The 17,955-nt window shown below is 75.2% G+C and carries 17 protein-coding genes; 4 read left to right on the top strand and 13 right to left on the bottom strand.

Going from position 1 to position 17,955, the window contains the following annotated elements; all coding sequences use genetic code 11:
- Window positions 1-45 precede the first annotated feature (45 nt).
- Window positions 46-615 (top strand): NTP transferase domain-containing protein, encoded by a 570-nt coding sequence (locus BJ968_RS20385; RefSeq protein ID WP_179754935.1) that lies wholly within the window; start codon window positions 46-48, stop codon window positions 613-615.
- A gap of 5 nt (window positions 616-620) precedes the next feature.
- Here the strand turns inward: BJ968_RS20385 and BJ968_RS20380 are convergent, their stop codons facing one another.
- Genes BJ968_RS20380 through BJ968_RS20360 form a run of 5 tightly spaced genes read right to left on the bottom strand, consistent with a single transcriptional unit; the run spans window position 621 to window position 5,441 of the window.
- The gene (locus tag BJ968_RS20380) at window positions 621-1,760 is read right to left on the bottom strand and encodes an XdhC family protein (RefSeq protein ID WP_179757103.1); all 1,140 of its coding nucleotides are present in this window, start codon (window positions 1,758-1,760) and stop codon (window positions 621-623) included.
- Window positions 1,761-1,765: 5 nt separating this feature from the next.
- Entirely contained in the window at window positions 1,766-2,635 is an 870-nt protein-coding gene (locus BJ968_RS20375; RefSeq protein WP_179754933.1) for an ABC transporter permease, read from the bottom strand.
- Window positions 2,635-3,444: an ABC transporter permease gene (locus BJ968_RS20370; protein ID WP_179754931.1), complete on the bottom strand. Its 810-nt coding sequence runs from the start codon at window positions 3,442-3,444 to the stop codon at window positions 2,635-2,637. The genes BJ968_RS20375 and BJ968_RS20370 overlap by 1 nt, the downstream gene beginning before the upstream one ends.
- Entirely contained in the window at window positions 3,444-4,268 is an 825-nt protein-coding gene (locus BJ968_RS20365; RefSeq protein ID WP_246316105.1) for an ABC transporter ATP-binding protein, read from the bottom strand. Before BJ968_RS20365 ends, BJ968_RS20370 begins: the two co-directional genes overlap by 1 nt.
- Before the next feature lie 45 nt (window positions 4,269-4,313).
- Window positions 4,314-5,441: an ABC transporter substrate-binding protein gene (locus BJ968_RS20360; protein WP_179754929.1), complete on the bottom strand. Its 1,128-nt coding sequence runs from the start codon at window positions 5,439-5,441 to the stop codon at window positions 4,314-4,316.
- 274 nt (window positions 5,442-5,715) lie between these two features.
- On the opposite strand from BJ968_RS20360, the gene BJ968_RS20355 reads away from it, so the two are divergent.
- Window positions 5,716-7,119: an NtaA/DmoA family FMN-dependent monooxygenase gene (locus tag BJ968_RS20355; RefSeq protein ID WP_246316103.1), complete on the top strand. Its 1,404-nt coding sequence runs from the start codon at window positions 5,716-5,718 to the stop codon at window positions 7,117-7,119.
- Here BJ968_RS20355 and BJ968_RS20350 read toward each other — a convergent pair.
- Complete coding sequence (locus tag BJ968_RS20350) at window positions 7,092-7,679, bottom strand: TetR/AcrR family transcriptional regulator (RefSeq protein ID WP_179754924.1); 588 nt, start codon at window positions 7,677-7,679, stop codon at window positions 7,092-7,094. The genes BJ968_RS20355 and BJ968_RS20350 overlap by 28 nt on opposite strands.
- Before the next feature lie 29 nt (window positions 7,680-7,708).
- Here BJ968_RS20350 and add point away from each other — a divergent pair, with 29 nt between their 5' ends.
- Complete coding sequence (add, locus tag BJ968_RS20345; RefSeq protein ID WP_179754923.1) at window positions 7,709-8,683, top strand: adenosine deaminase; 975 nt, start codon at window positions 7,709-7,711, stop codon at window positions 8,681-8,683.
- Here add and BJ968_RS20340 read toward each other — a convergent pair.
- From BJ968_RS20340 to BJ968_RS20310, 7 genes are all read right to left on the bottom strand, one after another.
- A complete protein-coding gene (locus tag BJ968_RS20340; protein ID WP_179754921.1) occupies window positions 8,643-9,332 on the bottom strand; it encodes an FCD domain-containing protein in 690 nt (229 codons plus the stop codon). The two genes, add and BJ968_RS20340, sit on opposite strands and share 41 nt — an antisense overlap.
- Before the next feature lie 7 nt (window positions 9,333-9,339).
- Window positions 9,340-10,068, bottom strand: coding sequence for an aspartate/glutamate racemase family protein (locus tag BJ968_RS20335; RefSeq protein ID WP_179754919.1), 729 nt, complete (start codon window positions 10,066-10,068; stop codon window positions 9,340-9,342).
- Window positions 10,068-11,561: an NCS1 family nucleobase:cation symporter-1 gene (locus BJ968_RS20330; protein ID WP_179754917.1), complete on the bottom strand. Its 1,494-nt coding sequence runs from the start codon at window positions 11,559-11,561 to the stop codon at window positions 10,068-10,070. Before BJ968_RS20330 ends, BJ968_RS20335 begins: the two co-directional genes overlap by 1 nt.
- 150 nt (window positions 11,562-11,711) lie before the next feature.
- Window positions 11,712-13,313, bottom strand: a complete 1,602-nt coding sequence (locus tag BJ968_RS20325) for an AtzH-like domain-containing protein (protein ID WP_179754915.1) — start codon at window positions 13,311-13,313, stop codon at window positions 11,712-11,714.
- Window positions 13,310-14,173, bottom strand: coding sequence for an SIS domain-containing protein (locus tag BJ968_RS20320; RefSeq protein ID WP_179754913.1), 864 nt, complete (start codon window positions 14,171-14,173; stop codon window positions 13,310-13,312). The genes BJ968_RS20325 and BJ968_RS20320 overlap by 4 nt, the downstream gene beginning before the upstream one ends.
- Window positions 14,174-14,175: 2 nt before the next feature.
- Window positions 14,176-15,405, bottom strand: a complete 1,230-nt coding sequence (locus BJ968_RS20315) for an allantoate amidohydrolase (protein ID WP_179754911.1) — start codon at window positions 15,403-15,405, stop codon at window positions 14,176-14,178.
- The gene (locus tag BJ968_RS20310) at window positions 15,402-16,592 is read right to left on the bottom strand and encodes a pyridoxal-phosphate-dependent aminotransferase family protein (protein WP_343078281.1); all 1,191 of its coding nucleotides are present in this window, start codon (window positions 16,590-16,592) and stop codon (window positions 15,402-15,404) included. Before BJ968_RS20310 ends, BJ968_RS20315 begins: the two co-directional genes overlap by 4 nt.
- A gap of 175 nt (window positions 16,593-16,767) precedes the next feature.
- On the opposite strand from BJ968_RS20310, the gene BJ968_RS20305 reads away from it, so the two are divergent.
- The gene (locus BJ968_RS20305; RefSeq protein ID WP_218885200.1) at window positions 16,768-17,832 is read left to right on the top strand and encodes an acetamidase/formamidase family protein; all 1,065 of its coding nucleotides are present in this window, start codon (window positions 16,768-16,770) and stop codon (window positions 17,830-17,832) included.
- Window positions 17,833-17,955 lie beyond the last annotated feature (123 nt).

Raw genomic sequence — 17,955 nt, 5'->3', positions numbered from 1 at the left:
CGGTGGGGGTCCGGGGCGTGGCCCGGACCGTGGTGTGCTGGGTGCGTGAGCACCGCGGGGATCGTGCTGGCCGCCGGGGCCGGGCGACGGATGGGCCGGCCCAAGGGGCTGCTGCGCCGGCCCGACGGGACGACGTTCGCGGCGGCGGCCGCCGCCCTGCTGACGGGCGCGGGGTGCCGCCCCGTGCTGGTGACCGTCGGCGCGCGCGGGGACGAGGTCCGGGCGGGGCTGGCGCCGGGGACCGTGGCCGTGGACGTCCCGGACTGGGACCGCGGCCCGGGTGCCGGGCTGGTGCGGACCCTGCGCGAGCCGGCGCTGGCCGGGTGCGAGGCCGTGCTCGTCGTGCTGGCCGACCTGCCGCGCGTGACGGTGGACGGGGTCCGCGCGGTGCTCGCCCACGCCGCGCCCGGCGCGCTCGTGCGCGCCGTCGACGCCGGCCGCCCCGGGCACCCGGTGCTGCTGGGCCGGCGGCACCTGCCGCGGGCCGTGGAGCTGGCGGCCTCGGGGGCGGGGCTGCGGGCGCTGTTCGAGGGCCCGGACGTGCTGCGGGTCCAGGTGGAGGGGGCCGCCGACGACGTCGACCGGCCCGGTGACCTGCCGGCGGGGACGCGCTGACCCTGTCACCGGGGACCCGCCGCGGGGGCGAGGTCGCCGACGCCGGAGACGACGGTGGTGAACGGGTCGTGGTGGATCCGCCCGCGCAGCGTCCGCAGCGGCCGGCCCGTGCCGCCCCAGCGGGCCGCGACGATCTCCGCCGCGATGGAGACGGCCGTCTCCTCCGGGGTGCGGGCCCCCAGGTCCAGCCCGACGGGTGAGCGCAGGCGCGACAGCTCCTGCTCGGTCAGCCCCGCGGCCCGCAACCGCTCCAGCCGGTCGGCGTGGGTGCGGCGCGAGCCCATCACCCCGACGTAGCCGGCCGGCCCGCGCAGCGCGACCTCCAGCAGGGGGACGTCGAACTTGGGGTCGTGGGTCAGGACGCACAGGGCGGTGTCCGCGTCGACGCTCGTGCGGGCCAGGTAGCGGTGCGGCCAGTCCACGACGAGCTCGTCGACGTCGGGGAAGCGCAGCCGCGTCGTGAACACCGGGCGGGCGTCGCAGACGGTGACGTGGAACCCGAGGAAACCCCCGATGCGGGCGACGGCGGCGGCGAAGTCGATGGCCCCGAAGACGACCAGGCGCGGTGCGGGGGCGAGGACCTCGACGAACACCTCCAGGTCGTCGGGGCGGCGCCCGCCGTCGGCGCCGACCCGCAGGACCCCCGACGTGCCCGCGGCCAGCAGGCCCCGCACGTCGTCGGTCACGGCGTCGTCCAGGCGCGCCGACCCCAGGGACCCGCTGCGGTGCACCGGGTCCACGAGGAGCTGCCGGGTGCCGGGCCCGGTCAGGGCCGTCACCAGCGCCACGTGCCGGCGCTCGTCGACCGCGGCTGAGAGCTGCTCGACGACCGGCGCCGCGGCCAGGGCGACGAACACCTCCAGCACCCCGCCGCAGGTCAGGCCGGCGGCGAGGGCGTCGTCGTCGCTGACGCCGTAGCGCGCCCGCCGCGGTTCCCCGTCGGCCAGCACGGCGCAGGCCAGCTCGTGCACGGCGGCCTCCACGCAGCCGCCGGACACGCTGCCGGCGACCTCCCCGCCCTCGGCGACCGCGAGGGCGGCCCCGGCCGGGCGCGGCGCGGACTCCCAGGTCCGGACGACGGTGGCGACGGCGACGCGGCGCCCCGCGCCGACCCAGCCCGCCACGACGTCCAGCACGTCACGCACGGGGGTCACCCCCGCCCGGGCTGCTGCCCGCGGGCGGCCAGCACGACGGTCTCGAGGACGGTGACGAGGGTGTAGAGCAGGATCGAGGTGAACGTGACGACCACGACGATCGCCCACACCTGGTTGTACTGGACCTGCGCGTTGGCCCGGAAGATCTCCGCGCCCATGCCCGTCCCGGAGAACAGCCACTCGTAGAGCATCGCGCCGATGACCGCACCGGGCACCGAGATGCGGACGGCGGCGAACAGGTTCGGCAGGGCGCTGGGGATCGCTACCCGGCGCAGCGCGGTCCACCGGGTGCCGCCGTTGACGCGGATGACGTCGACGGCCTGCGGGGAGGCCGAGCGCAGCCCGATGGTGGTGTTGACGAGCACGGGGAAGAACACCACCACCCCGCCGATCGCGGCCTGGCCGCCGAGGCCGCGGCCGAAGAGGATGCCGATGAGCGGGGCCATCGCGACCAGCGGCACCGAGCGCAGCAGCATCGCCAGCGGCATGAAGGCGAACTCCAGGGGCCGCACGAGGGTGAACAGCGAGGCCACGACGATGCCGCCGACGACGCCGGCGGCGAACCCCGTCACCGAGTCGGTCAGGGTGATCCGCAGCGCCGCCGCGATCGCGTCCCGGTGGGCGGGGGCCTCGGGGGCGGTGACGAGGTAGGCGTAGACGTCCAGGGGCCGCTTGCCGACGAAGGCGTCCACGTCGAACAGGCGCAGCAGGGCGTACCAGGCCGCGACGAGCACGACGGTGGACACGACGAGCGTGAGCAGCGAGAGCCCGACGCGCCGGCCGACGGCGGCGGCCAGCGAGGCGCCGCTGCGGTTCTCGTGGACGGGGGACGGCGAGCCGGTGGTGGCGGGGGCGGTGGTGGCCATCACAGCTCCCCCGTCCGCACGCCGGTCGAGGACCACGGGGTCAGCAGCCGGGCGAGCAGGCCGATGAGCAGGTACCCGGCGCCGGCGACGGCTCCGCTGAGCAGGGCCAGCGCCCAGATCTGGGCGTACTGCAGGTTCGTCTGCGCGGCGACCACCATGATCCCCAGCCCGGAGTCGACGCCGCCGAAGTACTCCCCCAGCACCGCGCCGAGGAAGGCCGCGGGGGCCGCCAGCTTCAGGGCGGCCAGGACGTTGGGCAGCGCCGCGGTCAGCCGGACCTTGACCAGGGCCGTCCAGCGGGACCCGCCGTAGGCCTGCACGACGTCCAGCGCGGTGCGGTCGGCGGCCCGCAGGCCCAGCAGGCAGCCCACGACGGAGGTGAACACGACGCTCATCGAGGCCAGGAACACCGACGTGGTCCGCGAGCCCGGCGGGGAGACGATGAGGACGATGGGTCCGATGGCGGTCATCGGGATGCAGTAGGAGATGACGGCGACCTGGTTGGCGGCGCCCTCCAGCGGCGGGACCAGGAGCACGACGACCGCGATGGCCAGCGCGACGAGGTTGCCCCACAGCCAGCCCTGCGCCGCCGAGGCCGTCGTCACCGACAGGTTGCCCCAGTAGGTGCTGAAACCGGTGGCGCCCAGCTGCTCCAGCACCGCCCACGGGGCCGGGACGATCCCGCCGGAGCCGAAGAAGAGCGTGCTGACCAGGCTCCAGGCCACCAGCACCGCGGTGATGCCGATGGCCCCGCCGGCCCACGGTGGCAGGTCCCGGCGGACGCGGGCCGGGCCGGTGGTGCTCGCCATCAGCGGCCCCCGCCGAAGAGGATCTCCGAGAGGCGGTCGTGGTAGGCGTGGAACTCCGGGGTCCGCATCATCTCCGGGGTCCGCGGCCGGGGCAGGTCGATCTCCACGACCTCCACGACGCGTCCGGGGCGCGGGCTCATGACGGCCACCACGTCGGACAGGAAGACCGCCTCGCTGATGCCGTGGGTGACCATGAGCGTCGTGGCGGGCCGCTCGGTCCAGATGCGCAGCAGCTCGACGTTCAGCCGCTGCCGCGTCATGTCGTCCAGGGCGCCGAACGGCTCGTCGAGCAGCATGACGCTGGGCTGCACGACGAGGCAGCGGGCGATGGACACGCGCTGGCGCATGCCCCCGGACAGCTGGGCGGGCTTGGCCTTCTCGAAGCCCTTCAGCCCGACCAGGTCGATGAGGTCCTCGACCAGGCCCTTGTCCGGGGTGACCCCGGCGACCTCCAGCGGGAGGCGGACGTTCTGCGTCACCGTCCGCCACGGCAGCAGGGCGGCGTCCTGGAACGCGACCCCCAGCGCGTGGCCGCGCTGCAGCTCACGGGTGGTCAGGCCGTTGACCAGCGCCTGCCCGCCCGTGGGGCGTTCGAGCCCGGCCAGGATCCGCAGGATCGTCGACTTGCCGCACCCCGAGGGCCCCAGCAGGGACAGGAAGGTGTCCTTGCGGGTGCCCAGGTCGGTCTGCTCCAGGGCCAGGACGCTCTTGCGCCCCAGGTCGAAGCGCTTGGTCAGGCCCTGCAGGTTGAACCCCGTGGCCGCCTCGGGGTGGTGCTGCGGGGTGGTCGTCGCCGCGAGCTGGGCCGGCGCGGTGGCGGACAGGGCGGGGGTTTCGTGCGACACGGGGGGTGACCTTTCTCGCGGGGCTCAGCCGGTGATGAGGTCGGGGTTCTCGTCGTACACCTCGGCCAGGAGGGACAGGTCGAACAGCTGCTCGGCGGTGATGGTGGTCCCCATCTGGGCCAGCGCCTCGATGTTCTCGGCGATCAGGGCGTCGGTCATGGTGAACAGCCCGTTGGCCTTGGTGTCGTCGGAGACGATGAGCTCGTTCTGCGCCTGCGCCTCGGCGACCTGCTCGGCCAGGTCGAGGTCCTGGTCCTTGCCGTAGGTGTTGACGGCCAGGTCCGCGGAACCCTGCGGGTCGGCGACGGCGTCGTTCCAGCCCTGGACCTCGGCCTTGAGGAACGCCTTGAGGAAGTCCCGCTGGTCGTCGATCGTGGTCTGCAGGACGGTGAACGTCTCGGCGACGACGGGCAGGCCGTTGTCGGCGAAGCCGAGGGTGACCGGCACGATCGGCTGGCCGTCGACCTGCCGGGCCGCGAGCAGGATGGGCTCGTTGGTCAGGTAGGCCATGAACGCGTCCACCTCGCGGGAGACCACGACGGAGGGGTCGTACTGCACGGGGACGATCTCGAAGCTCGACTTGTCGATGCCGTTGGCCTTGCAGAACCCGTCGAAGATCGTCTCGTTGCCGCCGGTCTGGATGCCGATCTTCTTCCCGGCCAGGTCCGCGATCGAGCGGACGGGCTTGCCCTGCTCCATCGACACCAGGCAGAACGGGTTCTTCTGGAAGGTGGTGCCGATGATCTTCAGCGGCGCCTGCTCGTTGACGATGGCCGGCCCCGTGAGCGTCGGGGAGGACAGCCCGACGTGCGCCTTGCGCGAGAGGACCATCGCCTCGGCGGCGGTGCCGGCGCTGCCCCCGGCCAGCAGGTTCACCTTGGAGAAGCCGGCCTGGGTGTAGTAGCCCTTGCTGTCGGCGAAGTACTCACCGGCGAACTCGATGTTCTTGATCCAGGACAGCTGCACCGTCAGCTCCCCCAGGCCCGAGGAACCGTCCGAGGACGACCCGGCGCTGGAGTCGGCGTCGCCGCCGCAGGCCGCGAGGCCGCTGAGCCCGGCGGCTCCCAGCAGGCCGAGCCCGGCCCCCCGCAGGAGGGTGCGGCGCTGGAGGGCGGCCTGGCCGGCGGGACGCGGGCTACGGGGGAGGTTCATGCGCTGCTCCGTGAGGGGTGAGGCCCCGCCGGCCGCCGGGTGGTCGGGGCGGACGGTCGAGGGGGGACGGACCGGACACGCCGTGGCGTCGGTCTGCGCAGTACTGAAGCACCCGCTCGCGGCGCGCTCGTCACAGCGGTGTGAACCCCGTGTTACACGGGCCGCGGCGTGTGACGTTCGTGTTTCGCGCGCCGATCTTTACACGGCGGAAACACCGGCGTGGTCTCCTGTGAACCACCTGGTTCAACGAGAGGAGTTCGGCCCCGTGCGCACGATGCACCTGGGAGTCTTCGAGGTCGCCTCACCGCAGGTCGGGGGGACGCTGTCGTGGTCCCACCCGTACAGCGACTCCGTCCACCACCGCGAGCAGCAGCACTGGGTCGACGTGGCCCAGCTGCTGGAGGCCGCGGGCTTCGACTTCCTCTTCTTCGCCGACGGGTACGGCTACCCCAGCGTGGGCGGCGACCTGCCGGCGGCGGCGGCGCGCGGGGGGCTGAACTTCTCCGGCCTGGACCCCATGCTGCTCATCCCCACCCTGGCCCACCACACGTCCCGGCTGGGTTTCGTCGTCACCAGTTCCACCGGCATCGACCACCCCGTGGCGATGGCCCGCCGGTTCGCGACCCTGGACCACCTCACGGGTGGCCGCGTCGGCTGGAACGTCGTGACGGGCGCGTCGCAGGACACCGTCGCGGCGCTGTTCGGCCACCCCCGCATGACCGGTCACGACACCCGGTACGAGATCGCGCAGGAGTACGTCGACCTGTGCCTGCAGCTGTGGGAGGGCTGCTGGGAGGACGGCGCGCTCGTGGAGGACAAGGCCTCGGGGGTCTTCGCCGACCGCGACAAGCTGCACCGGGTCGAGCACGTGGGCAAGCACTTCCGCTCCTCGGGGTTCTTCACCGTGCCGCCCTCGGCGCAGCGCACGCCCGTGCTGTTCCAGGCCGGGACCTCCACCGCGGGCCGGGAGTTCGCCGCCGGCCGCGCCGAGTGCGTCTTCCTGCAGGGCACCACGCTGCCGCACGCGGCGGCCAACGTCGCCGACATCCGGGCCCGGGCCGCCGCGCACGGCCGGGACCCCCGGTCGGTCAAGGTCCTCGTGGGGGTCAGCGTCACGGTCGCCGCGACGCACGCGGAGGCCCTGGCCCGGCGCACGGAGTTCGAGGCCATGCAGACCGACGAGGTCGCCGCCGTCATCTACGCGGGCAACACCGGCATCGACCTGTCGGCCCTGGACCCCGACCGGCCCCTGTCGCAGGTCCTGGAGGGCACGGGCGAGTCCCGGGTCGGGCAGATGGGCCAGAGCAACATCGACCGGTTCCGCCGCCCCGACGGCAGCTGGCCGCTGGTGCGCGAGGTCCTGCGGGAGCTGCGCGGGCGCGGGACCCGCGGTTTCACCGTCGTCGGCGACCCCGTCGAGGTGGCCGACCAGCTCGAGGAGATCGTCGAGGCCACCGACGTCGACGGCTTCCTGCTCGAGGCCCTCTTCTCCCCCGGCGACCACGCGCTGTTCTGCGAGCTCGTCGTCCCCGAGCTGCGCCGCCGCGGCCGGCTGCCCGCCGACCCCGCCCGCGCCCCGGGCACCGGGACGCTGCGCGAGCGCCTGGGCGCTCCCTCGCCCCGGCTGGCGGCCGACCACCCCGGCTCCCGCTACGTGCCGGCGCCCGCCCCGGCGTGAACCCCGGCGCGGGCGCAGAACGCCTCCAGCGCCTGCGCCTGCACCCGCCCCACGGCGGCGGCGTCGCCGGTGAGGATGAGCGTCATCTGCAGCCCGCGCCACGACGCGGTGAGCTCGTGCGCGAAGGCCTCGGCCCGCTCGGCCGGCCAGCCCTCGCGCCGCAGCCGGCCCACGGCCGGCCGGTGCCAGTTGGCGATGTCACCCATGAGGTCGGCGTACCCCGGCTGCCGCGTCGCCTGCCCGAACACCTCGAAGAACAGCCGCAGGAACGGCAGGTTGACGGGGTCGGCGATGTGGTCCCACACGCGCTGCAGGTCCTCCTGCAGCGTCCCCGTGCCGTGCTCCAGCTCCGACCAGGCGTTCTCGAACCCGGGGAACAGGTCCCGGGCGACGGTCCGCAGGGCTTCCCCGACCAGCTGCTCGCGGCTGCCGAAGTAGTACAGCAGCATGCGGTTGTTCGACCCCGCGGCGCGGGCCAGACCGCGCAGGGTCGAGGACGTGACACCGTGGTCGAGCAGGTGGCCGGCCACCAGCCGCAGCAGCCGTTCCCGTTCGCTCACCGTTCCAGCCTAGCCAGAGGAGAAGACCCGTGCGTGACCTCGCCGCCCTGCCCAAGGCGCACCTGCACCTGCACCTGGAGGGCGCGATGCGCCCGCAGACCCTGGCCGAGTTCGCGGCGCACGCCGGGGAGGTCGTGCCGCCGGTGCGGGGGTACACCAGCTTCCCCCAGTTCGTGGAGATGTACGACGGCGCCGTCGGCCTCGTCCGGACCCGCGACCAGCTGGCCCGGGTCGTGCGCGAGGTCGTGCAGGACGCCGCCGCCTCCGGCGCGGTCTGGCTGGAGGCCCAGGCCAACCCGATGTTCTACGTCCCGCAGTTCGGGACCCCCGAGGAGGTCACGACGTTCCTGCTCGAGACCGGCCGCGCCGAGGCCGACCGGCTCGGGATCGGCTTCGGGCTGATGCTGGTGGCGATCCGCAACCTGCCGCCCGCACAGGCGGAGGAGCTGGCCGTCCTGGCGGCGGGGTTCGCCGGCCGCGGCGTCGTCTCCTTCGGCCTGGCCGCCGACGAGGCGCTGTTCCCCCCGGCGCCCTTCGAGAAGGCGTTCGCGATCGCGCGCGAGGCCGGGCTGGTGTCCGCCCCGCACGCCGGGGAGCTGCTGGGCCCCGAGAGCGTCGTCGACGCCCTGGACCTGCTGGGGGCGCGGCGGGTCCAGCACGGCGTCCGCGCCGTGGAGGACCCCGAGCTCGTGCGCCGGCTCGCGGCCGAGGGCACGGTGCTGGACGTGTGCCCGACCTCGAACGTGGCCCTGTGGGTGGTCCCCGAGATCGGCGCCCACCCGCTGCCGGCGCTGCTGGAGGCGGGGGTCCGCTGCTCGATCAACGGCGACGACCCGCTGCTGTTCGGCCCGGGGCTGCTGGAGGAGTACGAGACCGCCCGCACCTCCCTGGGGCTGTCCGACGAGCAGCTGGCCGCCGTGGCGAAGGCGTCGCTGGAGGGGTCCGGCGCCCCGGCGGCGTTCGTCAGGGAGCAGGTGGCCGCGGTCGACGCCTGGCTGGCCTGACCGGGGCCGGCGGCCCCGCGACGGGACGGGCGCGGACCCGGGCGGCCAGGTGCTCCTGGTGGTCGCGGGCCGCGGCCAGCAGCGCGGCGGCGTCGGCGGCGGCGAAGGCGTCGAGCATCCGGCCGTGGTCGTCCTGCAGCTGCTCGGCCTCGCGGGGGGCCAGGTCCCCCATCGGCCGGTAGGGCTCGGTGAGGTCCCAGACCCGCTCGAAGACCCCCAGCAGCCGGGGCATCGCCGAGGGCCGGGTCAGCGCCTGGTGGAAGGCGCGGCTGTGGTGGTGGTACTCGCGCTCGTCCCCGCGCCGGGCGGCCTCGCCCAGCGCCTCGTGGGCGGTGCGGGCGGCCTCGACGTCGTCCGGCCCGCCGAGGCGGACCGCCACCCGCAGGGCCGCCAGTTCCAGCGTCCCGCGCACCTCGAACAGCTCGGCCAGCTCCCCCTCGGCCAGCATCGCCACCGAGTAGCCCCGCCGGGGCCGGTGCTCGACGAGCCCCTCCCCCACGAGGGTCATGAGCGCCTCGCGGACCGGGATGCGGCTGACGTCGTGGCTGGCGGCCAGCGCGTCGACCTCCAGGAACGACCCCGGGGGCACGACCCCCTCGACGATGTCGCTGCGGATCGCGTCGAGGACCGGGCGGCCGGGGGGACTCACCCGGGGATCATCCCAGGTTCGGGAAGGGCCAGCCCCGGACCGGTTTCGGCCTCGGCGGGGCGTAGCTGCGGACCTTGGACGTCGACAGGCCCAGCGCCACGAGGGACTCGGCGGTGCGGGCGGCCGCGGCGACGCCGTCGACGACGGGGACCTCCAGCTCGGCGGCGACGGCCCCGTGCAGGCCGGACAGCCCCGCGCAGCCGAGGACGACGACCTCGGCGCCGGCCTCGACGAGCCGCCGGCCCTGCTCGACGAACGCCTTCGCGGTGACGCCGGGGTCGGTCTCGAGGTCCAGGACCGGCAGGTCGACGCTGCCGATCCCGGCGCAGCGCCCCGCCAGCCCGGCCAGCAGCAGCCGGTCGTGGATGGCCGGTGCGGTGCGGTCCAGCGAGGTGACGACCCCGAAGCTGCGGCCCAGCAGGCAGGCCGTGTGCGCGGCGGCCTCGGTGATGTCGACGACGGGCACGCTCAGCACGTCCTGCAGCGCCTCCCGGCCCACCTCCCCGAACCCGGCGTGCACGACGGCGTCGAACTCCCCCTGGTGGTGCTGGACCGCGTCCAGGACGCCGACGGCGGACAGGTGGCTCTCGTAGTTCGACTCCACCGAGGCCGGGCCGAACCGCGGGGTGAGGGCCACGACCCTGGTCGCCGCCGACACCGCCGCCCGGGCGGCGGCGGCGATGACGTCGGTCACCGCCGGGGAGGTGTTGACGTTGACGACCAGGACCGTGGGCATCAGGCGCGCACCGACGCGGGGATCGAGTTCTTCAGGGCGACGTACAGGCCGAAGGCCAGACCGGCGCCGATGAACCAGCTGAAGCTGGCCGCGGTGGCGTTGGTGAAGAACACGATGCAGATGCCGACCAGGGCGGCGACCGCGGTGACGCCCACGGCGACCGGGTTCCAGCCCTTGCGGTAGTGGTAGGCGCCGGCGGGGTCCATGGTGAACAGGTCGTCGACCCGGACCAGCTGCTTCTTCACGACGTAGTAGTCGGCGATGAGGACGCCGTACAGCGGCCCGATGAACGCGCCCAGCGTGTCGAGGGTGTAGTGGATGGTCTCCGGGGAGTTGTACAGGTTCCACGGGGTGATGAGCACGGACCCGACCGCGGCGATCATCCCGCCCATGCGCCAGCTGATGCGTTGCGGGGCGACGTGGGAGAAGTCGAACGCCGGGGAGACGAAGTTCGCCACGATGTTGATGCCGATGGTGGCGATCATGAAGGTGAGGCAGCCGAGCACGGCGATCGTCGTGTTGTCGAGGCGGTAGACCGTGTCGACCGGGTCGGTGACCAGCTCCCCGTAGACCGGGACGGTGGCCGAGGCCGTGACGACGCACAGCACGGCGAACACCAGGAAGTTGACGGGCAGGCCGAGGAAGTTCCCCTTGCGCACCGCGGCCATCGTCCGGCCGTACCGGGCGAAGTCGCCGTAGTTCAGCATCGGGCCGGAGAAGTAGGACACGACGAGCGCCACGGCCGAGACCATCACCCCGAGCGCACCGAGGCCGGTGTGGTCGACCGACCCCAGGTTCAGCGAGACGTTCGAGAACCCGCCCGCCTCGGTCACCAGGTAGGCCGCCAGGGCGAACATCACGACGTAGACGGCCGGGCCGCAGAAGTCGATGAACTTCCGGATGGCCTCCATGCCCCGCCAGAACACCAGGGCCTGCAGGACCCACATGACGCCGAAGGCGATCCAGCCCAGGGTGCTCAGCCCCAGGAAACCGTGCTGGGCCACCTCGGCGTACGGACCCCACGCGGGGTTGACCTTCAGCGCGAACAGGACGAGCGCGTTGGAGGCCAGGTAGGTCTGGATGCCGTACCAGGCCACCGCGATGAGCCCGCGCACGACGGCCGGGACGTTGGCCCCCACGACGCCGAAGGCGACCCGCGAGGCGACCGGGTAGGGCACGCCCGTCGCCTGGCTGGGGCGGGCCACGAGGTTGCAGAGGAAGTAGACGATGACGATGCCGACGAGCAGCGCGACGAGGACCTGCCACGCGGCCAGGCCGAGGGCGAACAGGCTGCCCGCCGTGACGTACCCGCCGACGCTGTGCACGTCGGACATCCAGAAGGCGAAGAAGTTGTACGACGACCAGTTCTGCCGCTTCAGCGGCGCCAGGTCGGAGTTCGTCAGCCGGGGGTGGTACCCCTGCTTGACCAGCCCGTCCCCTGCTGCGTGCGAGGGGCCGGAGAGTTCCACCTCGGCCCGCGTCACCTCGGTCATGGCCGCTCCTGAGCTCGGTCCTCCCCGTGCGGGGAGCGCCGGGATCGGGACCGGCGCCTCTCGAACGCTAGTGAGCCCAGGTTTCACCCCTGTAACCTCACGGATATATCTGACGGCCGCCCAGGCTTCGTACTTCCGGGGTCCGCGCGTTCAGGGTTCGCGGGGGGCCACCTCGTCCAGCAGCGCCAGCAGCGAGCGGTCCGCCCCGCGCGGTGCCAGGACGCACAGGCCCACGGGCAGTTCCCCGACGCGTCCCCACGGCAACCCCAGGGCGGGGACCCCGGTCTGGGAGGCGAGGGTGGACAGCTGCAGCGTCCCGGCGCGGGCGGCCTCGAACTCCTGCGGGGTGGAGTCCACCGGGGGTGCCGGGGTCGCGGTGCTGGGCAGGCACAGCCAGCCCCGGGCGAGGAACCCGTCCAGCCGCTCGCGGGTGCGCTCGATCGTCGCCCGCGCCGCCGCGAGGTCCTGCGCGCCGACGTCGGCGCCGGCCCGGAACCGTGCCGCCACGGCCGGGGACAGGGCGTCGGGGTGGGCGGTGAGGAAACCGCCGTGGGCGGCCCACGCCTGCGCGGCCTGCACGGTGCGGAAGGCCTCCGTCCAGGCCCGGACCTCCTCGGTGGTGACGTCGTCCTCGACGTCGAGCAGGGGCAGGCCCGTCTGCACGGCCAGCGCCGTCAGCGCCGCGTCGACCGCGAGCGCCGTGGCGGGTTCGGCCAGGGCCGTCAGGGTGCGGCTGCGCAGCAGCGCCCCGGGTCGGCGGGCGGGGCCGCCGTCGGGCGCGGGCAGCAGCACCGACGCCGCGGCCGCCAGCACCGCCGCGCGCCGGGCCAGCAGGCCGACGGTGTCGAAGGAGGGGGCCAGGGGCAGCACCCCGGTGGTGTCGACGGCGCCGTGGGTGGGCCGCCAGGCGTAGAGCCCGCAGAAGGAGCCGGGCACGCGCAGCGACCCGGCGGTGTCGGTGCCCAGCCCGAGGTCGGCGGTCCCGGCGGCGACGGCGGCGGCCGACCCGGAGGAGGAACCGCCGGGGACGCGGCCGGGGGCGGCGGCGTTGGGCGGGGTGCCGTGGTGGGCGTTGACGCCCATGAGGGAGAAGGCCAGCTCGTCGGTCTGCGCGATGCCCGCGACCGCGGCCCCGGCGTCCAGCAGGGCCTGCAGGGCGGGGGCGTTCGCGGGGTTGACCCGGGCCTGCTGCAGCCACCGCGGGACGCCGCCGCCGGTGCGCTGCCCGGCGACGGCGACGAGGTCCTTGACCGCGACGCGGACCCCGCGCAGCGGTCCGTCGCCCGAGCCCGCGGGCAGGGGGGCCGGTTCGGTGGGCCGGCGCCAGGTGGCGGTGTCCTCGAACGGGTCCGCGGCGGGGTCCGCAGCGGCGGCGCCGGGGGTGCCCTGCGCGGGGCCGGCGCCGGAGACGTGCGCGGCGGTGACCTGCCAGCCGTCGGGCCCGCGGTGCCACAGCTGGGTCTGCAGCCCGCTGCCGCCGTCGAGGCGCTCGGTCTCGGAGACGGTGAGGGCGTCGTCGGGGGACACCACGCGCAGGTGCACGCGGCGCAGCCAGCGCGGCGGGGCCCCGCCCCGGCGGCGGCGGAAGGCGGCGACGTGCGTGCTGCCCACGAGCGCGGACCCGCCCTCGGCGCGCAGGGTCTGCGCGCCGGGCGCGAACAGGTCGTCCAGCGCGCTGACGTCGTCGCGGCGCAGCGCGTCCTCGTAGCGGGCCGCGGCGGCCAGCAGCCCGGCGGTGTCGAACCCGTTCACAGCTCCTCCAGCTCTCCCAGCGTGCGGTGCGCCCGGGCCACGTCGCGGACCCGGTCCCGGCCGGCCCGGCCCCGGCGGGCGAGGACGCCCTCGGCCAGCACGGCGACGGTCGTCATGACCGCCGCGTAGCTGTCGAAGGCGCCGGGTCCCTCGACGGGGACCACGAGGCGGTGCGCCACCGGGACCGGCGGGGGCCCGGCGGCGGGGTCGGTGAGCAGCAGGCAGGGCACGCCGAGGTCGGCGGCCACCCGCAGGACGGCCGCCGCGTCGGGGGTGCGGCGGCGGAAGGCGACGACGACCAGCGCGTCGCGGCCGTCGAGGCCGGTGAGCTCCTCGGCGACGGTCTGCCCCGGGGCGGGGCCGACGGACACGTCGGCCCGGGCCTGCAGGAGCTGCTCGCGCAGGTGCAGCGCGACGGGGTGGCTGTTGCGCCAGCCCAGCACGAGGACCCGCCGGGCCCCGGCCAGCAGGTCGACCACGGCCGGCAGGTCCTCCGCGGCCAGGTGCGCCGCGGTGCGGGTGAGGTTGTCGACGTCGTGGGCGACGTGGACGTCGACCGGTCCGGTGCCGCCGGCGGGCAGCCCCCCGGTGGGGACGCCGCGGGCCCGCAGCGCGCGGGCGTCGGTGCGGGCCTGGGCGCGGGCCTGGGCGTAGGAGGCGTAGCCGAGCCGGCGGAAGAACCGGCTGACGGTCGCCTTGGACGCCCCGGCGAGCTCGGCGACCTCGGCGCCGCTGAACCCGGCGAGGTCGTCGGCGTGCTCGGCGGCGAACTGCGCCACCTGCCGCTCGGCGGGGGTGAGCCCGGGCCAGGCCGCGTCGATGCGCTGCCGCAGCCCCGGCGGGGACCCCGCACCGGGCACGGTCAGGACCGCCGGGCGGCGACGTCGAGCACGGCGGCCTCGAAGGCGTCCAGGCCGGCGGCGACGTCCTCGAGGGTCACGCGCTCGCCGGGGGCGTGGCTGACGCCGTCCTCGCAGCGCACGAAGAGCATGGCGACGGGGGTGACGGCCGCGACGGCCATCGCGTCGTGCCCGGCGCGGCTCCACAGCCGCGGCGGGGCGGTGTCGCCGGTGGCGGCGATCCCCGCGGTGACGCAGGCGGCGAGCCCGGCGTCGCAGGTCACCCCGGCGGCGTTGTGGGTCTCGGTGAGCTCGAAACCCAGACCCCGTGCGGCGCAGGTGCTCTCGGCGTGGCGGTGGATGCGCTCGACGAGGGCGTCGCGGTCCTCGTCGTGCTCGGCGCGGACGTCGAGGGAGAACTCCACGAGACCGGGCACGACGTTGACGCCCCCGGGGTGGGCCTGCAGCCGGCCCACGGTGGCGATGCCGCCGAGCTCGACGGCGAACCGCTCGACGGCCAGGACGACCTCGGCGGCCCCCACGAGGGCGTCGCGGCGGCGCGGGTAGGGGGTGCCGCCGGCGTGCCGGGCCTCCCCCACGACGCGGCCGGTGAACCGGCGGGCACCGGCGATGGAGGTGACGACGCCGAGCGCGCGCCCGGCGGCCTCCAGCTGCGGTCCCTGCTCGATGTGCAGTTCGAGGTAGCCGACGAGGTCGTCGGGCCGGCGGGCCGCCTCCCCGATGCGGGCCGGGTCCAGCCCGAACGCCTCGGCCGCCTGCCGCACCGTGACCCCGTCGCGGTCGGCGCGGTCCCACCACTCCTCGTGCCAGTTCCCGGCGACGGCGGAACTGCCCGTCAGGGCGGTGGAGAAGCGGGTGCCCTCCTCGTCGGAGAACGCGACGACCTCCAGCGCGAACGGGAGTCCGGCGGCTCGCGGCGCGAGGCGGCGGGCGACCTCGATGGCGGACAGGACCCCGAGCATGCCGTCGTAGCGGCCGGCGTCGGTGACGGTGTCCAGGTGCGACCCGAGGACGAGGGCGGGCAGGCCGGGTTCGCGGCCCTCCAGCCGGCCCCACTGGTTCCCGGCCTGGTCGCGCCAGGTCCGCATGCCGGTCCCGGTCATCCACGCGGCGGCCAGCTCGTTGACCTTCGCGTGCTCGGGCGAGAGGTGGACGCGTTCGATGCCGTGCGCGATGGCCGACACCGCGGCGAGCTCGTCGCACCGCTCCAGCACCCGCTGCGCGTCGCTCACGCGTAGACCTCCTGCGCGGCAGCGGTTCCCGCGCCGGGGTCGACGGGTGCGCCGTGGCGGCGCAGCACCTGCTCCAGTGCGGCGAGGGTGACCAGGACGGCGTCCTTGCGGGCGTTGTAGCCCATCGTCCCGAGGCGCCAGACCCGCCCGGCCAGCGGGCCGAAGCTCGTGCCGATCTCGATGCCGTAGTCGTGCAGCAGCTCGGCGCGCACCGCGTCGCCGTCGAGGCCCGCGGGGATCTCCACGGCCACGACGTTGTGCATCTTGTGCGCGACGTCGCCGAACACGGACAGCCCCAGCCCACGGACCCCGGCGAGCATCGCGTCCCCGTGCAGCCGGTGCCGCGCGACCGCCGCGTCGATCCCCTCCTCCAGCAGCAGCCGGGCGCACTCGCGCGCGCCGTAGAGCATCGTGGTGGCCTCGGTGTGGTGGTTGAGCCGTTCCTCGCCCCAGTAGTCGAGGATCATCCCGAGGTCGAAGTAGTTGGAGCGGATCCGCACGCCCGCCGGGGCGGTGCCCTCGGCCGAGGCGGGGTCGGCGCGCAGCCCGGCCTCGACGCTGCGGCGGGCCCGCACGACCTCGACGGCGCGGGGGGACAGCGACAGCGGCGCGCTGCCGGAGGGGCCGCCGAGGCACTTCTGCAGACCGGCCGTGGCGGCGTCGACCTCCCAGGCGTCCATCTCGAAGGGGTTGCCGCCCAGGGAGGCGGTGCAGTCGACGTACAGCAGGGCGCCGTACCGGTGGCACAGCGCCCCGACGCCCTCCAGCGGCTGGTTCATCGTCGTGGAGGTGTCGCCCTGCACGAGGGCCACCAGGTGCGGGCGGACGTCGCGGACGGCCTCCTCCAGGGCCTCGAGGGTGAAGACCTCCCCCCACGGCACCTCCCGGACGTGGACCTCGGCGCCGCAGCGTTCGGCGATCTCGCGCAGCAGGTGGCCGAACCGGCCGAAGACGGGGACGAGCACGCGGTCGCCGGGGCTGACGAGGGAGACCAGGGCGGCCTCGATGCCGGCCCGGCTGGTGCCGTCGACGAGGACGGTGGCCTCGTTGGCGGTGCGGAACACCGCGCGGTACAGGGCCTGCGTCTCGTTCATGTAGGCCGTCATCGCGGGGTCGTACTGCCCCACGAGCTGGGCGGACATGGCGCGCAGGACGCGGGGGTCGACGGTGATCGGCCCCGGGCCCATGAGCAGGCGCGGCGGCGGGGCGACCGGGGCGCCGACGGCGGTCCGCAGCAGGGCCGGGTCCACCGACGGGTCCACCGACGAGCCGCCCGAGGTCTGGATCAACTGTTCCACGAAAGCCATACTAGGCAACAGACGTTCCAGCGTCGATCCCCCACCGACCCCCGGGAGCCCCGCGTTGACGGTCCACCTGCTGCCCTCGACCCCCGCCACCGTCCGCTGGGGCGACCTGCCCGTGGCCGGGGACCGCCCCGTCCTGGAGGTCGACCCCGGCGACGTCGTCGTCGTGGACACCGTCAGCCACGAGGGGATCCTGGAGGACCAGGGCCGGGACCCGCTGGCGTTCTTCACCGCCCGCGGCGTCGAGGCCGCCGCCGTCCTGCCCGACGCCGTCGAGATCGCCCGCACCGTCGCCCACAACCCCGCCGTCCAGGGCCCGCACGTCGTGACCGGCCCCGTGCGGGTGCGCGGCGCGCGCCCCGGCGACGTGCTGTCGGTGACCGTCGAGGACCTCGAGCTGCGCGCCGACTACGGCGTCGTCAGCAACCGCCACGGCCGCGGCGCCCTGCCCGCGGAGTTCCCCCTCGCCGGGGCCGACGTCGTCTCGGTCCTGGCGCGGGTGGAGACCGACCCGGTGACCGGCGAGCGCCACGGCTGGCTGCCCGCCGGCCCGCACACCGACGCCCGGGTCAGGTTCCCCCTCAGACCCTTCCTCGGCCTGGTCGGCGTCGGCACCCCCGGCCCGGAGCACCTGCACTCGGTCCCGCCGGGGCTGCACGGCGGGAACCTCGACGTCTCGGTCCTCGGAGCCGGTTCCACCCTGCACCTGCCCGTGCAGGTCGACGGCGCCCTCTTCCACTGCGGCGACCCGCACTACGCCCAGGGCGACGGGGAGGTCGCGCTCACCGCCTTCGAGGCACCGCTGCGCGCGCGGGTCCGCCTCGACCTCGTCCCCGCCGACGCCGTCCGGGTCCGCGACGCGTTGTGGGGCGAGACCCCCGAGCTGCTCGTCCCCATCGGCCTCGACGCCGACCTCGACGAGGCCCTGCGCCGGGCGGTCCGCACCGCCATCGCCCTGCTCGTCGACCTGGGCATGGACCCCGCCCACGCCCTGGCGTACCTGTCGGCCGCCGGCGACTTCGCCGTCTCCCAGGTCGTCGACCGGGTCAGCGGCGTGCACGGCCTGATCCGCAAGGCCGACCTGGCCGAGCTGACGGGGCGGGGCGGGGTTCCCGGGGACTGACCGTCCTCCTCCTCCCGGAGGAGGAGGACGTGCCGCGACCTCGTCCCCGAGCAGGTCCCCACCCGGCGCGAGCGCTCCTAGCGTCGCGGTCGGCCGGCCGGTGAGCGCCGGTGCGGTCGGGGA

Origin of the sequence: Kineococcus aurantiacus (assembly GCF_013409345.1) — a bacterium.
Taxonomy (GTDB): Bacteria; Actinomycetota; Actinomycetes; order Actinomycetales; family Kineococcaceae; genus Kineococcus; species Kineococcus aurantiacus.
The sequence above is the reverse complement of the archived record's forward strand: the minus strand, read 5'-3'. Positions and strand labels throughout refer to the sequence as shown.